General features: G+C 43.0%; 12 protein-coding genes and 1 pseudogene. 12 read left to right on the forward strand and 1 reads right to left on the reverse strand.

The features are described 5' to 3' along the window. Nucleotides 1–5 precede the first annotated feature (5 nt). From C173_RS20530 to C173_RS35685, 12 genes are all read left to right on the forward strand, one after another. Entirely contained in the window at nucleotides 6–7,193 is a 7,188-nt protein-coding gene (locus C173_RS20530; RefSeq protein WP_036727817.1) for a non-ribosomal peptide synthetase, read from the forward strand. A gap of 15 nt (nucleotides 7,194–7,208) precedes the next feature. Then, the gene (locus C173_RS20535) at nucleotides 7,209–10,397 is read left to right on the forward strand and encodes an amino acid adenylation domain-containing protein (protein WP_036727819.1); all 3,189 of its coding nucleotides are present in this window, start codon (nucleotides 7,209–7,211) and stop codon (nucleotides 10,395–10,397) included. Continuing rightward, nucleotides 10,394–11,488: a 3-dehydroquinate synthase II gene (locus tag C173_RS20540; protein WP_036727821.1), complete on the forward strand. Its 1,095-nt coding sequence runs from the start codon at nucleotides 10,394–10,396 to the stop codon at nucleotides 11,486–11,488. The genes C173_RS20535 and C173_RS20540 overlap by 4 nt, the downstream gene beginning before the upstream one ends. A gap of 39 nt (nucleotides 11,489–11,527) precedes the next feature. Further along, nucleotides 11,528–12,334: a 2-amino-3,7-dideoxy-D-threo-hept-6-ulosonate synthase gene (locus C173_RS20545; RefSeq protein ID WP_036727823.1), complete on the forward strand. Its 807-nt coding sequence runs from the start codon at nucleotides 11,528–11,530 to the stop codon at nucleotides 12,332–12,334. Then, nucleotides 12,309–12,557 carry an acyl carrier protein gene (locus C173_RS20550; protein ID WP_036727825.1) on the forward strand — a complete coding sequence of 83 codons (249 nt, stop codon included), beginning with the start codon at nucleotides 12,309–12,311 and terminating at the stop codon, nucleotides 12,555–12,557. Before C173_RS20545 ends, C173_RS20550 begins: the two co-directional genes overlap by 26 nt. Continuing rightward, nucleotides 12,554–14,038, forward strand: coding sequence for a class I adenylate-forming enzyme family protein (locus tag C173_RS20555; protein ID WP_036727827.1), 1,485 nt, complete (start codon nucleotides 12,554–12,556; stop codon nucleotides 14,036–14,038). The genes C173_RS20550 and C173_RS20555 overlap by 4 nt, the downstream gene beginning before the upstream one ends. Continuing rightward, complete coding sequence (locus C173_RS20560; RefSeq protein ID WP_036727829.1) at nucleotides 14,035–14,976, forward strand: hypothetical protein; 942 nt, start codon at nucleotides 14,035–14,037, stop codon at nucleotides 14,974–14,976. Before C173_RS20555 ends, C173_RS20560 begins: the two co-directional genes overlap by 4 nt. Before the next feature lie 39 nt (nucleotides 14,977–15,015). Continuing rightward, nucleotides 15,016–16,611, forward strand: coding sequence for a serine hydrolase domain-containing protein (locus tag C173_RS20565; RefSeq protein ID WP_036727831.1), 1,596 nt, complete (start codon nucleotides 15,016–15,018; stop codon nucleotides 16,609–16,611). A 167-nt stretch (nucleotides 16,612–16,778) separates the two neighbouring features. After that, on the forward strand, nucleotides 16,779–17,843 hold the full coding sequence (locus tag C173_RS20570) for a BtrH N-terminal domain-containing protein (protein ID WP_081751262.1): 1,065 nt from the start codon (nucleotides 16,779–16,781) through the stop codon (nucleotides 17,841–17,843). Between the two features lie 110 nt (nucleotides 17,844–17,953). Next, entirely contained in the window at nucleotides 17,954–18,964 is a 1,011-nt protein-coding gene (locus tag C173_RS20575) for a hypothetical protein (protein ID WP_036727835.1), read from the forward strand. A 9-nt stretch (nucleotides 18,965–18,973) separates the two neighbouring features. Further along, nucleotides 18,974–20,047 (forward strand): hypothetical protein, encoded by a 1,074-nt coding sequence (locus C173_RS20580; RefSeq protein WP_036727837.1) that lies wholly within the window; start codon nucleotides 18,974–18,976, stop codon nucleotides 20,045–20,047. Nucleotides 20,048–20,196: 149 nt separating this feature from the next. Continuing rightward, nucleotides 20,197–20,349 carry a transposase gene (locus C173_RS35685; protein ID WP_155991593.1) on the forward strand — a complete coding sequence of 51 codons (153 nt, stop codon included), beginning with the start codon at nucleotides 20,197–20,199 and terminating at the stop codon, nucleotides 20,347–20,349. Between the two features lie 282 nt (nucleotides 20,350–20,631). On the opposite strand, the pseudogene C173_RS20585 reads toward C173_RS35685, so the two are convergent. Next, a pseudogene (locus C173_RS20585) lies at nucleotides 20,632–20,973 on the reverse strand (TIGR04141 family sporadically distributed protein); the annotation flags it as partial. Nucleotides 20,974–21,011 lie beyond the last annotated feature (38 nt).

Genomic DNA, 21,011 nt, shown 5'->3' on the forward strand with positions numbered 1-21,011 from the left:
CAAAAATGAATGAATCTCTTCTTTCATCAGGTTTACAAAGTGAAACGATGAATTACTGGATCGAAAAGTTCAGGAAGGAATACCAGGAATTGAGACTTCCAAAAGATTATTCTGCTCAGGGAAATGAAAAGGGTGAGTATCTTTTTAACCTACCAGCCGAATTATCGGCGCAAATCTTGCGGCTCGGGAAAAATCAGAATTTAGCGGTGTTTACCGTGATCTTATGCGCATTGCATGTTTTCCTAAACAAATGGTGCGATCAGGATGACATGACGGTTGTTATTCCTGCGTTAGCAGAAGAATCGCTGAATCCGTATTTGTTTCTCCGAACAGAAATCGACCCTGAACAAACATTTAAGAGTCTGCTGTTTCAGGAGAAGCAAAGCTTGATGGATGCCTACAAGCATCATTATTTCTCTATCCGCAGATTAAGTGAGCTTCTTGGAGAAGAAGCTGCGCAATCTGTATTCCGGGTGGCATTGCATATGCAGGGGTTACACCGGGAAGAATTCATCACCAGCCTTAGCTCCAACCCAAATAATGAGTTAGTGTTCTCCTTTGCTCAGACTGACGGGCTGATTAAAGGGAAGGTACTGTACCGCTTGGGCAGTTTTGACGAAGCTACCATTTGCCGGATTACAGAATGGTTCATTCAACTGTTCATGCAGGTGATGAGCAGTATGGAGCGCCCGATACAAGAGTATGAGTATATTACATCTGAAGAAAAAAATACAATCATATATGAGTTCAATAACACAAAAGCCTACTATCCGAAGGATAAACTCCTCTATGAGCTCTTTGAAGAGCAGGCGGCCAAAACGCCGGATCAAGTGGCCATTATCTGCAAGAATGAAAGAATGACGTATAAAGAAATGAATCGGAGAAGCAATCAACTGGCCAGGAAATTGCGTTCACTGGGAGTAGGATGCAATGAATCCGTTGCGATGTATTGCCAGCGTTCTCCTGAGATGCTGGTCGGTATCATGGCTATTCTTAAGGCGGGCGGATGCTACCTGCCGATTGATCCCAAATGTCCCATTGAAAGACGGGATTATATGCTGGACTTCAGCCGTGTGAGGGTGGTCTTGACAGACCACAGCTGTCCCGGGCTTGAGAAGCAAGGCCTGGAGATCATTGCCCTTGATGAAGCGGCGAATTATTCCGGGGAAGCTACCAATATGGCTCCTGTCAATTCCCCGGCAGACCTTGCATATGTCATTTATACATCGGGTTCGACAGGAGTGCCAAAAGGGGTTATGGTTGAGCACCATTCCGTTGTGAACCGGTTGCATTGGATGCAAAAAAAATTTCCGTTACAGCGCAATGACGTCATATTGCAGAAGACCCCCTATACCTTCGATGTTTCGGTTTGGGAGATTTTTTGGTGGTCTTTCCAAGGTGCGAAGGTATGCATACTAGAGCCGGAAGGCGAAAAAAACCCCATTGCAATACTGGAAGCTATTCATCAGGGCGGGGTGACGGTGATGCACTTTGTTCCGTCGATGCTTGATATCTTTGTCGATTATGTTCAACAAACCGGGAACGCACATCTTATGGATACAGTAAAAGTAGTGTTTGCCAGCGGAGAAGCCTTGCACGGAAAGCATGTACAAAATTTCCACTCCGTCTTCCGGAATAAGCAATTGGTGAACTTGTACGGGCCGACTGAAGGAACCGTTGATGTTTCGTATCATGTGTGCAGTGAATCGCATCAGGCTGATGCAGTCCCAATAGGCAAGCCGATTGATAACATCGGATTGTTTGTAGTTAACCGCAGTAATCAGTTGCAGCCTGTCGGGGTACCGGGAGAATTGGTCATCACAGGTGTAGGGGTTGCCAGAGGTTATTTGAATCAGCAGGACCTCACTGATGCCAGATTTAAAGATAACTGCATTACCCATGAGGGACAGATGTATAGAACCGGCGATTGGGCAAAATGGACAGCCGGCGGTGAGCTGGAATACATTGGCCGGATCGACTATCAAGTGAAAATTCGAGGAAACCGGATCGAAATTCCTGAAATTGAACTGCAGCTTTTGAAGGTTGAAATGGTGAAGTCTGCAGTGGTGCTGGTTCAGGAGGACCGTTCCAGCAATAAGGAATTGACCGCGTATTATGCTGCAGGTAAGGCCGCGCCGGCGGGGGAGCTCGCTGCATTCTTAAGTGCTTATTTACCGGGTTATATGATTCCTGCCCGCTTTATCCATTTGGATGAGATGCCGTTGAATGCCAATGGGAAAATTGACCGGCATGCACTGAAGATGTTAACAGAGCAAGTAGATCACGGCCAGGAGCAGCCTGCAAATGAAATGGAACGTAGAATCCATAAAGCCTGGGCGGGGATTTTAGGTTTGAGTGAGTTTGGAATTGACGATAACTTTTTTAACTTGGGGGGAGATTCCCTTAAGGCTATTCAGATTGTGGCAGCTTTGCAGAAATCACACATTGAATTGGATATCAGCTATATATATGAACATCCGACGATTCGCCGATTAGCCGTGCATGCGAAACAAAATGAATCACCTGCGAACGATTTATCCGGTGCTATCGAGCGTGTCGAAAAGCTCAGGGACACCATCTTAAACGATCCGCTGCAGGCAGCTTTTCTTCCTGAGCAATATGAAGATTTTTACCCGATCAGCGATATTCAGTTGGGCATGATCTTTTACTCATTGAAAAACTCCGGGGATGCTGTTTATCATGAACAATTTGTTTATGAAATTGAGGATGACTGCTTTGTATTGGAAGCGCTTAATAAATCCATGGGATTAATGCTGAAGAAGCATCCTATTCTCAGAACCACATTTGATATTCAACATTTTCACGAGCCGGTTCAGATCGTTCACAATAATATGGATTATATTATTGATTACATAGACATAACCGGGTACTCCAAAGACGATCAGCAAAGAATCATCGCTTTATACCAGGAAGAGGATAAGCGTAAGCCTTTTATTTACCCGTTGCAGGAAGGGTTCTCGCTGTTGTGGAGAATGAAGGCATTCCAAATTAATACTCAATCCGTTTGCATCTGCTGGAGCTTCCATCATGCTTTGCTGGACGGTTGGAGCAACGCAACCTTCAGTACGGAAATCATTAATACGTATTTCCAAATGAAATCAGATGGCTTCGCCGTGTTTGAGAAATTAAGCAGTACGTATTATGACTACGTTCTCTATCAATTATCGCTGAAGGAAAAGAACGACATTTATCACTTCTGGGAGGAAGAGCTAAACGAGTATAAGCGCTCTCAATTCCCTAAACGCAGTAAGGAGGCGGGAGAAGGGGCGGAGAGTAAGGCATCCATATTTAAGATTGATGAGATTACAACACAATCGCTGAAGCAATTTGCTGCCCAGAATCAAGTTTCTTTGAAAACCGTCTTATTCAGCGCTTATCTGTATATGTTGAACCTGTATTCCCACGATAATGATATTGTAGCAGGTATTGTAGATCAGAACAGGCTTATGTCTGAGGATAGTCATAAGATACTGGGTTGCTTCCTGAATACGATTCCTGTTCGCTTTCAGTTGGGGGACAGCCGGTTGACTTGGAGGGATCTCATCCATCGCGTTGAAGAGAAGTTAACAAAGCTAAAGTATTTTGGAAGAATGCCGTTATATGAGATTTCCAAACATCTGGGTGAAATGGGCAACTCCAATCCGTTTTTCGATACCCTGTTTAATTATGTAGACTTCTATGTCTATAACGAAGTGAAGCAGGACCTGTCAGCGAAGAGTGAATTGTCGATCAGTAACTATGAACGGACCAATACTTTATTTGATTTTACGATCAGCAATTTTGACTCAGAACTGGAAATCAGAATGATTTATAAAGAAGCCTATTTGCCGGTTGCCGAAGTCGAAATATATGCCGATTACTATCTTGCTATTTTGGAGCAATTCATTAAGAATCCCGATATCCAGACTAATAAAGAACAGATTCTGAATGACCGGGAATTGGAGCGGATGAACGCTCTTAATGAGACGCAGAAAGAGTATCCATCGAATACAACCATCCATCAGCTTTTTGAGGAGCAAGCGGAGTTGTTCCCGGAGAATATTGCACTTCTCTTGGAAGATGCAACGATCACGTATGGCGAATTAAACCGGAAGGTCAATCGATTAGCGCACTGTTTAACACGGGAGTTCGGAATACAACCGGGTGATCGGATAGCTATTTGTATGCATCGCGGGTTCGATATGATCGTAACCTTACTTGCGGTCATGAAATCGGGGGCGGCATACGTTCCAATCGAACCTGATTATCCGCAGGAAAGAAAAGAAGCGATTATGAAGGATGCGGAAGTCCGCTTAATGGTGTCAGGTGACGCGGAGGAAGGGATATATCATCCCCGTCTCTTACGGTATAACGACAAACACTTCAGGTCATTTCCATCGCATAACAACGATGTAAGAGTAAGCGGAGTGGATGTAGCTTATATAATTTACACATCAGGTTCGACAGGAACCCCCAAAGGGGTAACCATCGCACATCATTCCGTGGTGAACTTGATTTGTTGGGTGAATCAGCGCTTTGACATCGGACGGGATGATCGGCTTTTATTTGTGACTTCAATTAGCTTTGATTTATCAGTTTATGATTTATTCGGGATTTTATCGGCAGGTGGACAAGTTGTCATAGCAGATAAAGAAAGCGTTATGGATCCACGTAAGCTGCATAATCTTTTGTACGAGCAGAGAATCACCTTTTGGGATTCTGTTCCCTCAACGTTATCGCATTTGGTCGGATACATGGAAGACAGCGAGTTGACGACCAAGCAGACGTATCTGCGGCTGGTGTTTATGAGCGGAGATTGGATCGGTGTCGGATTGCCGGCCCGCATACAGGGCTTCTTTCCAAATGCCCAATGTATCAGCCTCGGCGGTGCTACAGAAGCGTCAATATGGTCGATATATTATCCGATAGAGGAATCATGTGCGTATGAGGTAAGCATTCCTTACGGAAAGCCGATTGACAATAATCAGTTTTACATTTTGGACAACAGCCTGCAGCGTATGCCCTATGGAGCTGTCGGAGAACTATTTATCGGCGGTGCGGGGCTCTCCCTGGGATATCACAAGAATGAGGGCATGACGAAGGAAGCCTTTCTTAGTGATCCCTACACTGGCAAGCAGTTGTACAAAACCGGTGATATGGGCAGATTTCTTGCGGACGGCAATATTGAGTTTATGGGAAGGTTAGAGCAGAACCAGGTCAAGATCAGAGGATTCCGGGTTGAACTCGGAGAGATCGAATACCAGTTAAGGCAGCATGAGGCAATTAAAGAGGCTATTGTATCGGATTTCTTGGATGAAGACCGTCATCGTTCCTTAGTCGCGTATTATCTCCCAGTAATCAAGGGCATATCCTTGAATTTACGGGAGTACCTGATGGAGAAGCTGGCCGATTACATGATTCCTTCTTACTTTATTGAAGTGGATCAATTTCCTCTTAACGGAAATGGCAAGGTGGATAAAAAGCAGCTCCCAGCCGTAAAGAAGAATCACCATCAGCCGGACACAACTCCTTATGCAGCGCCTGTAACAGAGCACGAGAAGATATTAACGGAGATTTGGCAGGCAGTGCTCGGTTACGAGCGAATCGGAGTGGAGGAGAACTTTTTCCAGTTGGGCGGAGACTCCATCAAATCTATTCAAATCTTGTCGCAGCTGCATAAGCATCAGATGTACTTCGATATGAAGGATTTGTTTGAATTTCAGACGATCAGCAAACTAAGTGAATGTCTTAAGGATACCAACAGCAGCATTGACCAGAGCCTCATCGTAGGAGAGATTCCTCTGATGCCGATTCACCATTGGTTTTTTGAAGTTGCGAACGGCCAGGTCAACCACTTCAATCAAGCCATGATGATTCATCGGGAGGGCGGGTTTGACGAGGCCTTGGTACACAGTACCTTCGACTCTATCCTGATGCATCACGACGTCTTAAGAAGCATATTTGCCAGGAAGGGTACAAGAACCGTTCAGATCAACAGGGGATGGGATAGCGGTCTTTTCTCATTAGAGAGCTTTGACCTTTGCGGACTGGACGAGGAGCATTCTAAGCGTATCCTCCGGGAGAGTGCGGATGCTATTCACAGCAGCTTGAATCTGTTAGAAGGACCGCTTGTACGCTTGGCCCTGTATGAGTGTGGCACAGATAGCCGGTTGCTTGTCGTTATTCATCATCTTCTTGCTGACAGTATCTCTTTGAATATTATTTATGAGGATTTTGTTTCAGGGTATGAAGCGCTTCTCCAGGGCAAGAGCATTACATTCCCGGACAAAACGCATTCATATAAGGATTGGGCAATACAAACCATTGAATATGCCAGTTCTAATTTGGACAACGAACTGCCGTATTGGAGAAATTTAAAGAAACTAGCGGCTGGAATTGAATTGAAGAATGAACTGGGCGGAACAGCAGGCACAGTTGGAGAAAGTGAAGTCATTGAGGTTGCAATACCGAGCTTGGATATCGATGCTCTGCTTACGAAAGCCAATCTTGCATTTCATACCGAGATCAGCGATCTTCTGATTACCTCTCTGATGCTGGCTTTTCATAAGTGGTCCGGAATGGAACGATTGCTTCTACAGATGGAGTTGAGCGGAAGAAGCAATGTCCATAACGGGGGGAGCACGGAGAGGACGGTTGGCTGCTTTGATACAAGGGTTCCGGTTTTAATAGAGATGAAACAAGCCGGCGACTTATCCTACAACATCAGAAATATCAAGGAGACGATCAGAAGAATTCCTAATCAAGGAGCGGGTTTTGGAATGCTTGCCTATTTAACTCCAAACCGCGAACAAATTGAAATCACGCCTGCAATCAGTTTTTCGTATAGTGGGCAATCCGAGAAGGGAACGGCTGAGAAGATACCGGGTTTCCTTGTATCCAGTCAATGCGGTCAGACGATAAGCCCGTTGTTTCCGCAGACGGTTGCTTTGGAGTTTAAAGCCTGGATCAATAACGATGAGCTGGTGACATCCGTCCGTTTCAGCAACAATCAATACCGGTATGAATCAATGCAGAGCTTGATGAATTTATACTTTGAACAATTGAAGGGGATTCTGGATTATTGCATGCTGCGCGATACGCAAATGAAGACTCCTTCAGATTTGGGGTATCGGAAGAATCTGCGAATTGAAGATCTGGACAAGCTCACTCAACGAATCAAAAATCTCAAATAGCGGAGGATTGGAGCCTTGGAAACGACGATAAATGAAATTGAAAGTATTTTACCGTTGACACCTACACAGGAAGGAATATTATATCATTCTCTGCGGAGCGGCAACCCGGAAACGTACTTCGAACAATGCAGCGTTATGGTAAAAGGAGAAGTAAACTTAAAGATATTCGAGGAAAGTCTAAATTATTTAATCCATCGGCACCAGGTGCTTCGCAACATATTTGTTTATGAGAACGTAGAGGATTTCCTGCAGATTACACTGGAGCAAAGAATAGCCCGCGTCGCCTGTCATGACTTCTCGCACTTGGAATTGGAGGAACAGAGCGCATACATTGAGCGCTTAAAGGCAGCAGATCGGACACGGGGGTTCAAATTACAGGAAGACCTGTTAATCAGGGCAACACTGGTGAAACTTGGGCAGAACCGCTATATGATGATCTGGTCTTACCACCACATTATTTTGGACGGCTGGTCAATGGGGATTCTGTTCAATGAGTTTCTTGTTGTTTATCAATCCTTGTCCCAATGTAAGCAGCCAAGCTTGGACGAAGCTGTACCGTTCGGAATATTCGTGAAGTGGGTGGAGGAACAAAAAGACTATAAAATGAGTTCATTGTTCTGGAAAGGATATCTTGACGGCTTAAAAGTGACGACAGGCTTACCCGCGCTGCTAAAGCAAAAAAAATCCGGGTTTCTTCAGAAGCAATTTGAATTCAGTTTGGGTGAAGAATGGACGAATTGGTTGATTGTATTTGCCAAAGACAACAAAATATCCATAAGCAACTTGATTCAAGCCCTGTGGGGAATACTTTTGTCCCGCTACAACAGTACAAACGATGTATTGTTCGGCTTGGTTGTTTCCGGTAGAAATCCCGCCGTGGAGGGAATCGAAAAAATGCCGGGACTGTTTGTAAACACGGTTCCGTTGCGAATGAATATTCCGAAAGGAATTCCCTTCAGCAATCTGCTTAAACAAATACAAAAAGAGTCGATTGAAACAACTGCTTATAGTCATTACCCATTGAATTCTATACAGGCTATGAGCCCGCTTCAGAAGGAACTGTTCGATAATATCTTGGTCATTCAGAATTATCCCATCAACGAGAATATAAGAGCTGGCAGTGAAGAGAGCGGGCTTCCTTTTGAAATTGAAGAGACTCATATGACCGGCCAGACTAATTACAACTGCACTGTAACGGTTCCGATTATGAAGGATGGAATAACCTTTCATTTCAGATACAATGCAAATGTTTATCAGCCGGAATTTATCGAATCGATCTCTTGTCATCTACGAAGTCTGATCCAGCAAGTATTGGACAAACCGGAAATGCCGGTGGAACATATGGAGATATCGTCTCTGCAGCAGCATCTCATCCCGTATAGCTTCAATAATGTCAGCAATCATTACTATACACAGAACATCCATCAAATATTTGAGCAACAGGCAGAACTATCAGCAAGTACCGCTGCGGTCGTCTTTGATAATAAGACATTTAATTATAACGAGATTAACCGTCACGCGAATAGGCTTGCCCGGTATTTAAGAGACAGGGGGGTTGGACCGGAACGTGTTGTTGCATTACTACTGGAGCCTTCTGTTGATATGATTGTGGGCGTTTTAGGCGTTTTAAAAGCAGGGGGAGCCTATCTTCCTATTGACCCTGAATTGCCGGAAGCAAGAATTAAGTATTTTTTGCAGGATAGCCAGACTGCCTTGGTATTGACGAACATGGATGAAGTCCCGCCCGGAATTGATCAAGATGTGATCAACCTTGCCGACATTAAATACGAAGATTATGACGATGTTAATTTGCTCCCGCTGGCAGAACGAAACCACATGGCTTATCTCATCTATACCTCGGGTTCAACCGGAACTCCAAAAGGAGTTGTAATTGAACATCAAGCGGTTGTCAATTTTATTGAGGGGATGAATGAGAAGATTGATTTTGTTTCCCAGCAGACCATATTATGTTCTTCTAATTTTTCTTTTGATATTTTTGTAATGGAGACACTTCTGCCTTTATGTATAGGCATGACGGTTGTCATCGCCTCGAAGGAGGAGCAAAAAAATCCAAGGCTGCTGGCTCAATTAATTGGAAATGAACGAATTAAAATACTGCAATTCACCCCGTCTAAGCTGAAGCTTATACTAAGCGACAATATATCAGCCCCTGTCTTACAAAAGGTGAATATTGTGATAACCGGCGGAGAGCCGCTGTCACCTCCGCTGCTGCAGCAGCTTAGGGAGAATACCAGAGCAAGAGTATACAACGTTTACGGCCCTACCGAATGCACTGTATATGCAACAGTGGAAGATATGACAGATAAGGACGATGTCACAATTGGCGGCCCGATCACAAATATGCAGATTTATATTATGGACCACAATATGTGTCTGCAGCCGCCGATGGTGTACGGAGAGTTATATATCTCGGGTACCGGACTGGCCAGAGGATATACGCAACCCGGCTTAACCACTGATCGGTTCGTATACAGCAGACATTCCCAAGATATCAGAATCTATAAAACCGGGGATATCGCAAGATGGGGGATGAATGGTGAGCTGGAAATAGCGGGGCGAATGGATGACCAGATCAAGATACGCGGTTACAGAATAGAACTCGGAGAAATTGAAAATGTCATGTTGGGCCTGCCTGGAATTACAAATGCTGTTGCAGTTGTGACCGATGACGATAATGAACATTCTCAAATCGTAGCGTTCTATATTTCGGGTACTTCCGTGACCCCTTCAGAACTAAGGGAGCGGCTGGAGCAGCTGCTTCCGCAATATATGATTCCTGGGCAGTTTTTTAAGGTAGACCAGCTTCCTCTAACTGCTAATGAAAAGATTCATAAAAATGTCCTTGCCCAAATGGCCCGGGAGCTTGCAACCAGCGTGATTGCCATGGAACAGGAGGACATGTCCTATTTGGAGGATGAGGACTTTATGAACATTCGGCAGATATTAGTGGATATTCTGAGCGTTGAGCCAGAGCTGGTGAAGCCGAAGGTACTCCTGAATGATCTGGGCATGTATTCACTGGAATACATCAAGCTGATCGTGATTATCGAACAAATTACGGATATTGCCTTTGACGACGGAGAGCTAGCGGGTGACCATTTAAGTACGGTTGAAGATCTGGTTACGTTTATGAAATCCAAGAAACAACTCCAATCCATTAGTGAAAGAGATGATGACCTATGAATAAAACGGTATGGTTTGACGGAAGAGAAATTGAAGCTGCAAGCAATCTTTGGCCGTTGCTGTTCAGCCAGCGGTTTGAATATGCAATCGTTCAGCGGAGCGCCTTGGGAATATTGAAAGCTCCCAGCAAATTAAAATTTATTGTGGAGTGCCGGAATGAAGAGGACTGCGAGGACCTTAGCATGGAGGTCATTATCATGTCCAGAAACAGGGTACTGTTGGAATCCAAAAAAGCAGAGGGCTATGTCACTGCATTTATTCAACAAATTGGAAATCAAGAGGAAATGGACAGCGCCTGGCAAGCCGGAATGAAGCATGACTTTTTGATCGCAGAATTTAAGGATGTTACCAACATCCCCTTGGAGCTGTTAATCGCCCGTCTTCAACAGACCGACACGAAAATTCTTAAGGCGGTGGATAGCGCACAGGATGCGGAAATTGCATTCGGTGTAATGGAAGTGGGATGTCATGGTGTAGTTCTAGAAACGAAAGAGGCTGCCGAATTGGTGAAAATGAATGAATTACTCGGTAAACAGGAACAAGGCAAGTTGAATCTAGTCAAAGGTGTCGTTAGAAGTATAGAACACATTGGTATGGGGTACAGAGCTTGTGTAGATACCACCAGTCTGATGACGCAAATTGAGGGCATGATCATCGGCTCTACTTCAAGAGGAGGGCTATTGGTCAGTTCGGAGACCCATTATCTTCCCTATATGGAGCTAAGGCCGTTCCGTGTCAATGCGGGAGCCATTCATTCATATATTTGGACCCCGCAGGGGATGACCGAATATTTGGCTAACCTGAAGGCTGGCAGTAGAGTGCTATGTGTGGATGTAGAAGGGAATACGAGGGAAGTATCTGTTGGCAGAGTGAAAACGGAAATGAGACCTTTAATAAAAATTGAGGTTGATGCCGGGAATGAGGTTATCAATACAATTGTACAGGATGATTGGCATATCCGCATTTTAGGATTTAATGGAGAACCCTATAACGCTTCGACATTGAAGCCAGGGGATGAATTGGCGGCTTATATTTGTTCGGGAGGCCGGCATGTCGGGATTAAAATTGATGAGCACTTTGAAGAGAAATAATCCAATACTGCTGTATCTTCAGAGAGAGGTGGTTGGAAAATGAACGGAAAGCAAATTAGATTGCAAAGATTAATTCCATCAGATGGTAAACTATGTATAGTTCCTTTGGATCATGGTGTAACCAATGGGCCATTGCAAGGCCTGGAGAATATCGCACATATGCTTACACAAGTGGATGAGGGAGGGGCTGATGCAGTCGTGATGCACAAAGGCCTCCTCCGGCAAGTATTGACATTGCCAAAACCGTTGCGCTGCAGATTGTTGATTCATTTATCTGCCTCAACCGTACTGAATCCGGCACAAGGAGCCAAGGTGCTTGTTGCGACAGTAGAAGAGGCGGTAAAGCTGGGGGCAGATGGGATATCCATGCATGTGAATCTTGGAGTGGAATATGAGCCCCGGATGTTGGAGGATTTAGGCAGGGTGGCATATTCCTGTGAGGAATGGGGGATGCCGCTTTTAGTCATGATATATGCGAAAAATGGCGGTGCAGATACCCCTGCACATGCGGCCAGAGTTGCACAAGAGCTGGGGGCAGATATTGTCAAGATTGAATATCCGGGTTCAAGGGAAGCGGTTATGAAAATTACGAATAGTGTTCACATTCCAGTCATAGTAGCTGGAGGAATAAAGCAACCCGTAATTGAATTATTACAAATGGTGGAAAATTCCTTGGTTGGGGGAGCTTCGGGAATTGCAATGGGACGGAACATCTTCCAGCATCCGAATCCCAAATCGGTAACGCAAACGTTAAGCAGGCTTATTCACCGGGAATACGAATATAAGGACTGTTTATTTCGCATTGAGACGGAGGAACTCGATGAATCGCCAAGATATTTTAGATAAGCTGAGAGATTTGCCGGGTCTGGAGTTGGACGCCGAAGATACATTGTATTGCGATAAGAAAATTGTCATGGACTCTCTTGCATTTCTTAAACTCATGACACTTATTGAACAAACCTTTCACATCAGTATCGATGATGAAGACTGGGCAAGGGGCGGTTTTGCATCCGTCAGCAGCTTGCTTGACAGCATCCAAAAAAAACAGTCGGGGGAGGAGCCTGAATGACGTTCAGTTTTCTTCACAGTCATGCTTGCAACAGGCCGGACCATACCGCCATCAAATATCAAGGAAAGGAATGGACATACCGGTCCTTAATCCAGGAGATTACCCGAGTAATGAATGATATGGCGGATAAGGGCATCGGCAGAACGGATAAAATTCTGTTATATCTCCCCAATAGCATTGATTTTGTTGTCCACTACTTTGCAAGCACCGGTATCGGAGCGATACCGGTGCTTGCAGATATTAAATATCAGCAAGAAATGAAACATATTTTTGCTGAGAACCAATTGAAGTGCATTATCGGAAATGGACAGAGTCTGGAGCATTTACGGCAATATGTAGATCTAAGCGATGAGATTATCATTGATGTCAATTCACGGCTCCAGCCTGACGCTACCGGATTTAGCCCTGATTCACCGGAAGCCAACGCCTTGGAGGTGCCCAGTCAGGACGATATCGCGCTGATTCTGTATACTTCAGGGTCAACAGGATATCCCAAAGGAATCGTCAATACCTACCGTACGCTGAACGAAGCGTTGTCCAACTATTTGGGAACGCTTCCGTTTACGTCTGATGATATATTTGTAGGAGTTACCCCTTTTTTCCATTCCTATGCGTTTGGCTCTTGTTTCCTGTCGTGTTTGGCTATTGGGGGGACTTTATTGTTGTATGACACCTTTATTCCTAGACCAATCCTTAAGGCTATAGAGGAGGAGAAAGCGACGGTTTTTCAAGGGGTTCCATTCATGTATCATCTGTTAATCCAACAGCTGGAATCCCGTACATATGATTTGTCATCATTAAGGTTATGCATTTCAGCAGGTGCTCCAATCAAGGAGATGGAGGCGGCCGAATTCTACAAGCAGACAGGTCATGTTATCCATCAGGAATATGGAAGCACTGAAACAGGTACTATGGCCGTGAATTTAAGTCCCGATATGAAGCTTAATATTGAATCTGTCGGAAAGCCGCTGTTTAATGTTGAGATACGGATTACGGATGAAGGAAGCGGAGAGGGACAGCTATTCGTCCGTAAAAAAGGGCATGCTTACGGGTACTTAAACGATGCTCCTTTCGAAGACGATTGGTGGCCTACAGGTGATTTTGGAAAAATGGATCGTGAGGGCAATATCTTCATTCTGGGAAGGCTCAAGAAGATGATTAATGTCGCCGGGCTTAAAGTCAATCCGCAAGAGGTGGAAGCGGTGCTAGCGGCACATCCCGGGGTGGCTGATGTGATGGTAGGCGGCCTCCTGCATCCCGAATTTGGAGAAATTGTAGCGGCATATCTAATCCCCCATCCGGCTGCCAATGTTACACAAGAAGAGATTATGCAGTATTGTTACGAGAAACTGGCCTTATACAAAGCACCAAGGGTAGTCTATTTCGTTAATGAGATTACAAAGACCAGTCTTGGCAAGAGCGTACAGCTCAACAATGAGCGACTTATCTCAAGTAGCATTAAGGAGTCCGAACTGAAATGACCGATAATTTCCAGCAAGATACCCGCAATTTTTGTTTTCTTGCCAACGTAAGGAATTATCTCCAGTTCCACGGCTTAAATGTGTCAGAGGATTGGCTGGGGGGCATTCTGGGGCTGGTTGGCTTCCGCATTAATCAAGATGTCCGGGGAGCAGACTATTTATTTGGATTTAATGGTGATTTTCAGGAGCTGTTTATAAGATTCGAAGCTTTATTCACGCATAAGCTTACCCGCATAGATGTCCCGGTGATCCAGAACCTGGAAAAGATGAGAAGGACTCCATACCTCATATGGGTCAATGACTTCTATCTGGAGTATTCTCCAAACTACGGTGTGAAGGATTGCGGCAGGATCGTAGTTTTCCTTCATCTTTCGGAGGAACGGTTTACTTATTACGACAACGGCATCAGAGAGCTGGATACGGATATTTTTGCAAAAGCGGCGGGATTCGGAGATGGACTGGTTACCTTATACACTTTTGACGGCTTACCGGTGTGGAAGGAAGACCGGTACCTTATGGAGAGGAGGGGACTGCTCGGTGCGGTAAAGCATATGAATATGACATCACACGGGGACATGCTGTTGGGTTATGACGGGTTGAATAAGCTTTGTGAGACGATACGGACACATACGGGGGAAGAGCAGATCTACCCAATCTATTTTCAACTTCAAAGACCCGGAGGACTGGCGCAAAGCAGGCTGCTCATGAGCAGATTTATAGCCGAGATAAAAAGAGAACGGGATATTTACGGCGATAGTGAAGACGAAGAGTTTCATGATTTATCGGAACAGTGGAGAATGATCGCTAATTTGCTGTTTAAACTAAGCCATACCATGGAAGAGGATTTAAGAGCCAGAATCATAGAGCGGGTTATGCATGCCGTTCAGTCGGAGAGAAAAGCCTTTGCCGGGTTAGAGCAGCTTGCCACTCGGCTATGATAAAAACGCATTAAAAAAGTCATTTATACGAGGTGAAGCATGGATCAGAAATCTTTGATGCGTTACGTGGACTCTCTGATGCAAGATACGATCGACCAACACTCGCCTGGAGCTGCGGTTGTAGTGTATGTGGACCGCGAACCCGTTCTTATCCAAGGGTACGGGGCAGCCAATCTGGAGTATGAGATGCCTATTCAAGGCCGTACGGTTTTTGACTCCGGTTCTTTGGCAAAGCAATTTACCGCATATGCGGTTTCATTATTAATTGAACGAAATATGCTGTCCCTCGGCGAGGACATTCGCACCTATCTGCCGGAATTTCCGGAATCAAGCGGTAAAATTACCGTCGGTCATTTGTTGTACCACACCAGCGGGTTGCAGGAATGGGGCGATATCCTGCAGATTGCCGGTTGGCGCTTTGGGGACGAAATTACAATGGATGATGTGAGAGCGCTGATTCCCCGCATGAACTCTCGCAATTTTGCGCCAGGAGAGCAATTCGAATATGTCAACACTGGATACACGCTGTTGGCGGAGATCATATCCAGAATTGCGGGTGAGCCTTTTCATCAATGGATGGACAGGAATGTGTTTGGCAGTATCGGAATGAAGCATTCTTTCTTCAATGATGATTTGTATAAGGTTGTTCCGGGTATGGCGTATTCTTATCGGCTGGCAGACCGCGGAACGTATGCGAAGTGCAGGGACTATTTGCGCGTGGCTGGTTCAAGCAGCCTATACACCACCATTGAGGATTTGGGGCAATGGCTCGGCCATCTCCTTGACGGAGGAAGCGTTGTGGAGCGAATGGCCGTACCGGGCCAACTGGCAGATGGGTCTGTAACCAATTATGCCTTCGGTCTGTTTCTCGGCCAGCATAACAAGGTACAGGTGCTGGAACACGGCGGGAAGTACGCAGGCTACAGAAGTGCACTTAGCTTTATTCCAGAGAAACGCATTGGCGTCGCGCTGCTTAGCAATCTCGAATCGTTGAAGGAATGGGATATTGTAAGAGGGATTATAGAGTTTCTCTTAAATGACAGTGAGGAAGAGCAGGTGGCGGCTCAATCCGGCCAGCCCTTGCGGTCTGTCCAGCATGTACCGGATCAAGAGATTTCGGGCCATTACCTCATCTGCGAAGGACATGTTGCGGTTATTGGCATTGAGGACGGACAAGTTTTCTGGAAAATAACAGGCGGGCCCAAGTTCGAACTGGTTCCGCATTTGCAGGACAATTTCATAGATCAAGACGGTGATCCTGTTGTATTTTATCGGAACGGGGATAACCGGATAGACAGTATGACACTTATTTGGTGCGGCGAAGAGAAGCGGGTGCAGAAGATTGTGCCTGTATCCGATGGGGTTGAGGCCTATGCAGGTGTGTATTATAACAGCGGGCTGAACGTTGCTTACCGAATGATCGTACGGGAGAAAGAGCTTTACGCGGAGCATATGAAGCATGGAAGTATGGAATTGTTTCATTATCAGAGGGATCACTTTTCCGGGGAACACTACTGGTTCAGGTCTGTCCAATTTGTTAGGGAGAATGACCAAGTGATCGGGTGCATTGTATCCTCTGCCATCCAAGCTAAAAATATATACTTTACTAGAATAGACAGGTCCATATTGTTGTGAGCGTAAACGGCAGGCTCTTTCTCTGAAGAGGGAAATCCTTCTTCGGAAGAGAAGGAGCTGATTGCTTTACGGGAAGAGAACTAGCAAAAGGAAGATGGGATAAGCGATGCATTGTGCACATCTTTCAATCGAAATATGAAAAAGGGATTCCTTTCTAAATCTGCATCATGCCTACAACACCATATTTGGGAGATGATTTAACAGTGAAGAGCGTTATTCTGCCGATGTATGAACCCAAACTAAATACCTTCAACGTATATGCTGCATTATTTTCAATTATTGCGAAAGATGAAAGCTATCTTCCCTGGTATTATAGTAATTTTATATCATTAGGAATTAATACTTGTGATGATACTTTGTATTTTACTGATCATTTCACTTTTTTTGAGTATGGGGATGGATTAAGCTCATGTCCGTGGCTAGAGGTTTATAAGCCGCCACATAAAACAATTTACTATGAGTACATATTTCGGATTAAGGACACTTTAATTGGTTATTTAAACCAAAATAAGTATGTGTGGCTCTATTTGGATCAGTTTTATATTCCCCAAAGCAACTCTTATCAGAAAATTCATAAAGAACATTCTATACTTGTCTATGGGTATGATGATGAAGCAAATATATTTTATATAGCTGATAATTTAGACAACGGTAAGTTTATAAAAACAATGATTTCATATCAACAACTGATAGAAGCCTGGGAAAGCGATATTTGCGAACACTTTCGAAGATTGTTTCGAGTAATTAATTTTAAAGAAGGCGAATATAAACTTAACACCACACATCTCAAAAATCAAATAGAAGGTTATTTATCATCGAACATTATCAATAATGGAGTCTACTGGGACCAAAATCCCATTGATGGGCCTCATGCTTATGCGCAGAATATAAAATATTGGATATTTGGCCATGAAGTTTATAGCTATATGCGGCAACTCATCAAGCAAGTAAAAGAGACAAAAGATACTAAAAATTTGGATATACGAATTCCCCACCTTCTATGGGAACATAAGAAGTGTATGGTTGAACGAATCAATTATCTAAACTTAAGAGTGTACGATTTTTATAGTGATTATGAGAAAATTGTAAATAGTTCATTAAATATCCGGAACCTGACTATAAAATATAATATGACTAAAAATGATAGTATCCTAGACAAAATAGACACTATTATTAGTGAAGTTGTAAATACCGAAGAAATTGCATTAAGAAAACTGGTGAAATTACTATAGCGGACTGTTAGCTATCCTCACGAATTGTGCGATATGCTTGTGTTTATTTGATCATACGAAGGTTGTCTATTTGATAGAGATAAAAAAATATAAGGGTGGTGCTTAGCAGTATGATTAAAAAGTTGCCGTTGGGTGAGTCACCAATTATAGGTTATCAACATCACGCATACCCGTTATCAATAAGTTCACTGCATCCGTCATTTTACGATTGGTTTTATTGCAACTATATTCAACTCTACTGTAATAACGATACTCCTCAATTTAATTTAAACTTTTATGAATTTTCGAGACTGAATCCTAAGTCGCCTCTATTGGAAGAAATGTATTTACCGAAAACTTTTATATTCAAATACGCTGACCCAATGAGGTTTCTCATCGATTCCATAAGTAACGATCATTATATTGTTACGTTTGTTGATGAGTTTTATATCCCGAATCGGTCGGCATATCGGAAATTTCATAATGTGCATGATATTCTCCTATATGGTTTCGACGAGACGAAAGGAGTTCTAGATGTCGCTGGTTTTAATGCAAAAATGCAGTACGGATATTCGCAAGTCAATTTACGTGACTTCGAGCAAGCTTTTATTGATATAAAAACTTCGGATGGTTATTTAGTCCGATGGGCCAATGGAATGCACTTGTTTCAAGTGAAATTCGAAAAGTCCTTTCATTTTAATTTGAAGATTACTATTGAACTCATGCAGGATTATTTATTATCGCGGAATACTTCGATCAGATTTCGGATGTACGATGATCCATCGGAAAACATATATGGGGTCGATGTATATGATTCCGTTGTACAGTATCTCAGAAAATCAACAGACGAACTGGATATTCGTCCTCTTCATATTATTTACGAACACAAAAAATGCATGGTATCCAGGTTGAAATATTTGCTGGATACATCAACGTTAGACATACCGGAATACTTAATAAATGAATACTGCAAAATCGAACAAGACGCATTGAAAGCCCGTAATATTGGTTTGAAGTATCAGATGAATAAAAATCCAGTAGTGCTGGAGCATATTGTAAACGTTATAGAGGAGGTTCGAGAAAGGGAAATCCGTACTTTATCCGAGGTTATTCAGCTATTGACCGAGATAGTTCCACAATGAGCGGAATTTTTGACGGCAAATTATTTCAGGGCTACGTATGCTAATCCTAGGTGGAATTTCATTCCTAATCTAAATGATTTCGAGGAGATTAATTGTGAAAAAAAACTTTGTATTGGAAAGCCTCCCATCATCTCGTATCCGGTTCATCCCTCTCATTTATCCATTGTGACCGCATGCGAAAATCACGAAGCGTGGCTATATTCGAACTATATTCAAATTGCTTGCCCTCCCGAATTTCCTCAAGAAACAAACAAAGTTATAGATTTTTTTAACTATGACACCAATGCGCCATTTCACAATTACTCTCCTTATGCTATCGAAATGAAAGAAAATGGTTTCTTAATTGAGAAAGATATTGTTGTTGCCATTATTCAGTTTATTGAAAACGGCTATTACATCAAAATATATCTCGATGATTATTTTATACCTTTTCGCAAACGTGTATTTCATCAAAATCATACTCCGCATGAATTGTTTTTATATGGTTATGATTCGGATTTAATGATTTTTCATGTGCTTGGATATGACGAAAAGAGTGGTTTTATTGAAGCCCAAATTACTTTTAATGAATTCAAAGAAGCATTTATGAGTGCAAATCGGCTTATTAGAGTTGATCGGGAAGAATATCATTGGATGCAGTATATTTATCTTTACGCTCCCCAAAATGCCGATCTTGCGTTCGATCTGAAGCAAGTTGTTTCTTTACTAGACGCCTATCTGAATTCCACTTCATTTCAAGAAATGCGGAATGTGTATGAAGCACTTAAAGAATTCTATAACTATCAACTACAATTTCACGATTTTGATATACGCCCTTTTTACTTATTGTGGGAACATAAAAAAGTAATGCTGGACAGAATTGAATATATTTCAAAAAATATATTCAAAAGAGAAGTTGAATACATAGTGGATGCAAAGGATTTACAACGCGATTTTTTGAAACTGCGTAATGTTGTATTGAAAGGAAACTTATTAAAAAAACACATGAAAAACAAATTGTTTTGCAGTATGCTTGATTCTTACGTGAGAAAAGAGATTGTAATTCTCAACAGGCTTTTACATGATCTCTATGTATTCTTATAAGAACAATATCGGAGTAGCGTGATGCCTATATGGCTCTTCAAAACAACGCGACCGGGACCTTGCAAAGCTTTTCATCAGAAGGTTTGAATTAGATTAGTAGATAGATATGGTAAATCTAACTCAGGATAATAGATTAATCACTAAAAGAGGTGGTAACCAGGGCCGAACGGAAGCGATACAACAAACAGGTTAAAGAAGAAGCGGTAAAGAACATTCAAGAACAACGGAAGTCTATGGATGAGATTGCTCTGGAACTAAACATTCCAAAATGGCCACTCGAGAACTGGATTTGCGGTGCGTGAAAAAACCAGGTCGGCCATACGGGCACACCATCTGCGGCCACAGGCGATGGGGAAATTTAAAGTCCAGACGACCGATTTGAATTACGACTTTCCCATTATTCCAAATTGGCTAAACCAATACTTCGATAAGGCTAAGGCTGAGATTCTTCTTTGAATAAACTTTTACCTGTTAAAATGAGAGTGGTCTAGAGATGAACTAAAATAAGTCACAAGTAAAAAAAGGGACAAATCATAATGACTCGTCCCTTTAAACGTCCTACTGTATGACAAAATAAATTACTTTTACTCTTCTTCGCCCTCATCAGTCTCATTAGCCTCTCCATTTACAGGAATTTTGAACAAGGCAACCTTGATACCTAAACGTTTAATTAGGTTAACATGATGCAAAAGGTTTACTTTACTGAAGTATGGGAGTATTGCCTTGATGTCATTCGGGTTCGTGGAGGAAATAACATAAACTAATGTGCAATCATTATATGGGAGGTTTTCCTGATTAAAGTTCTCGTTTGGGAACTTCACATTCGCTTGCTCTACTACAAAATTTAAATAATCAGATGAATCTTTTAATAAGACCATTGAAACAGAATCATGAGCAAAGAGGTGACTTAGGGTCGCTGAACGTGTTCTTTTCTTTACTCAAACAAAATGTTTATCTTTAGATA

Source organism: Paenibacillus sp. FSL R7-277 (assembly GCF_000517965.1).
In the GTDB taxonomy this organism is placed as follows: Bacteria; Bacillota; Bacilli; order Paenibacillales; family Paenibacillaceae; genus Paenibacillus_AQ; species Paenibacillus_AQ silagei.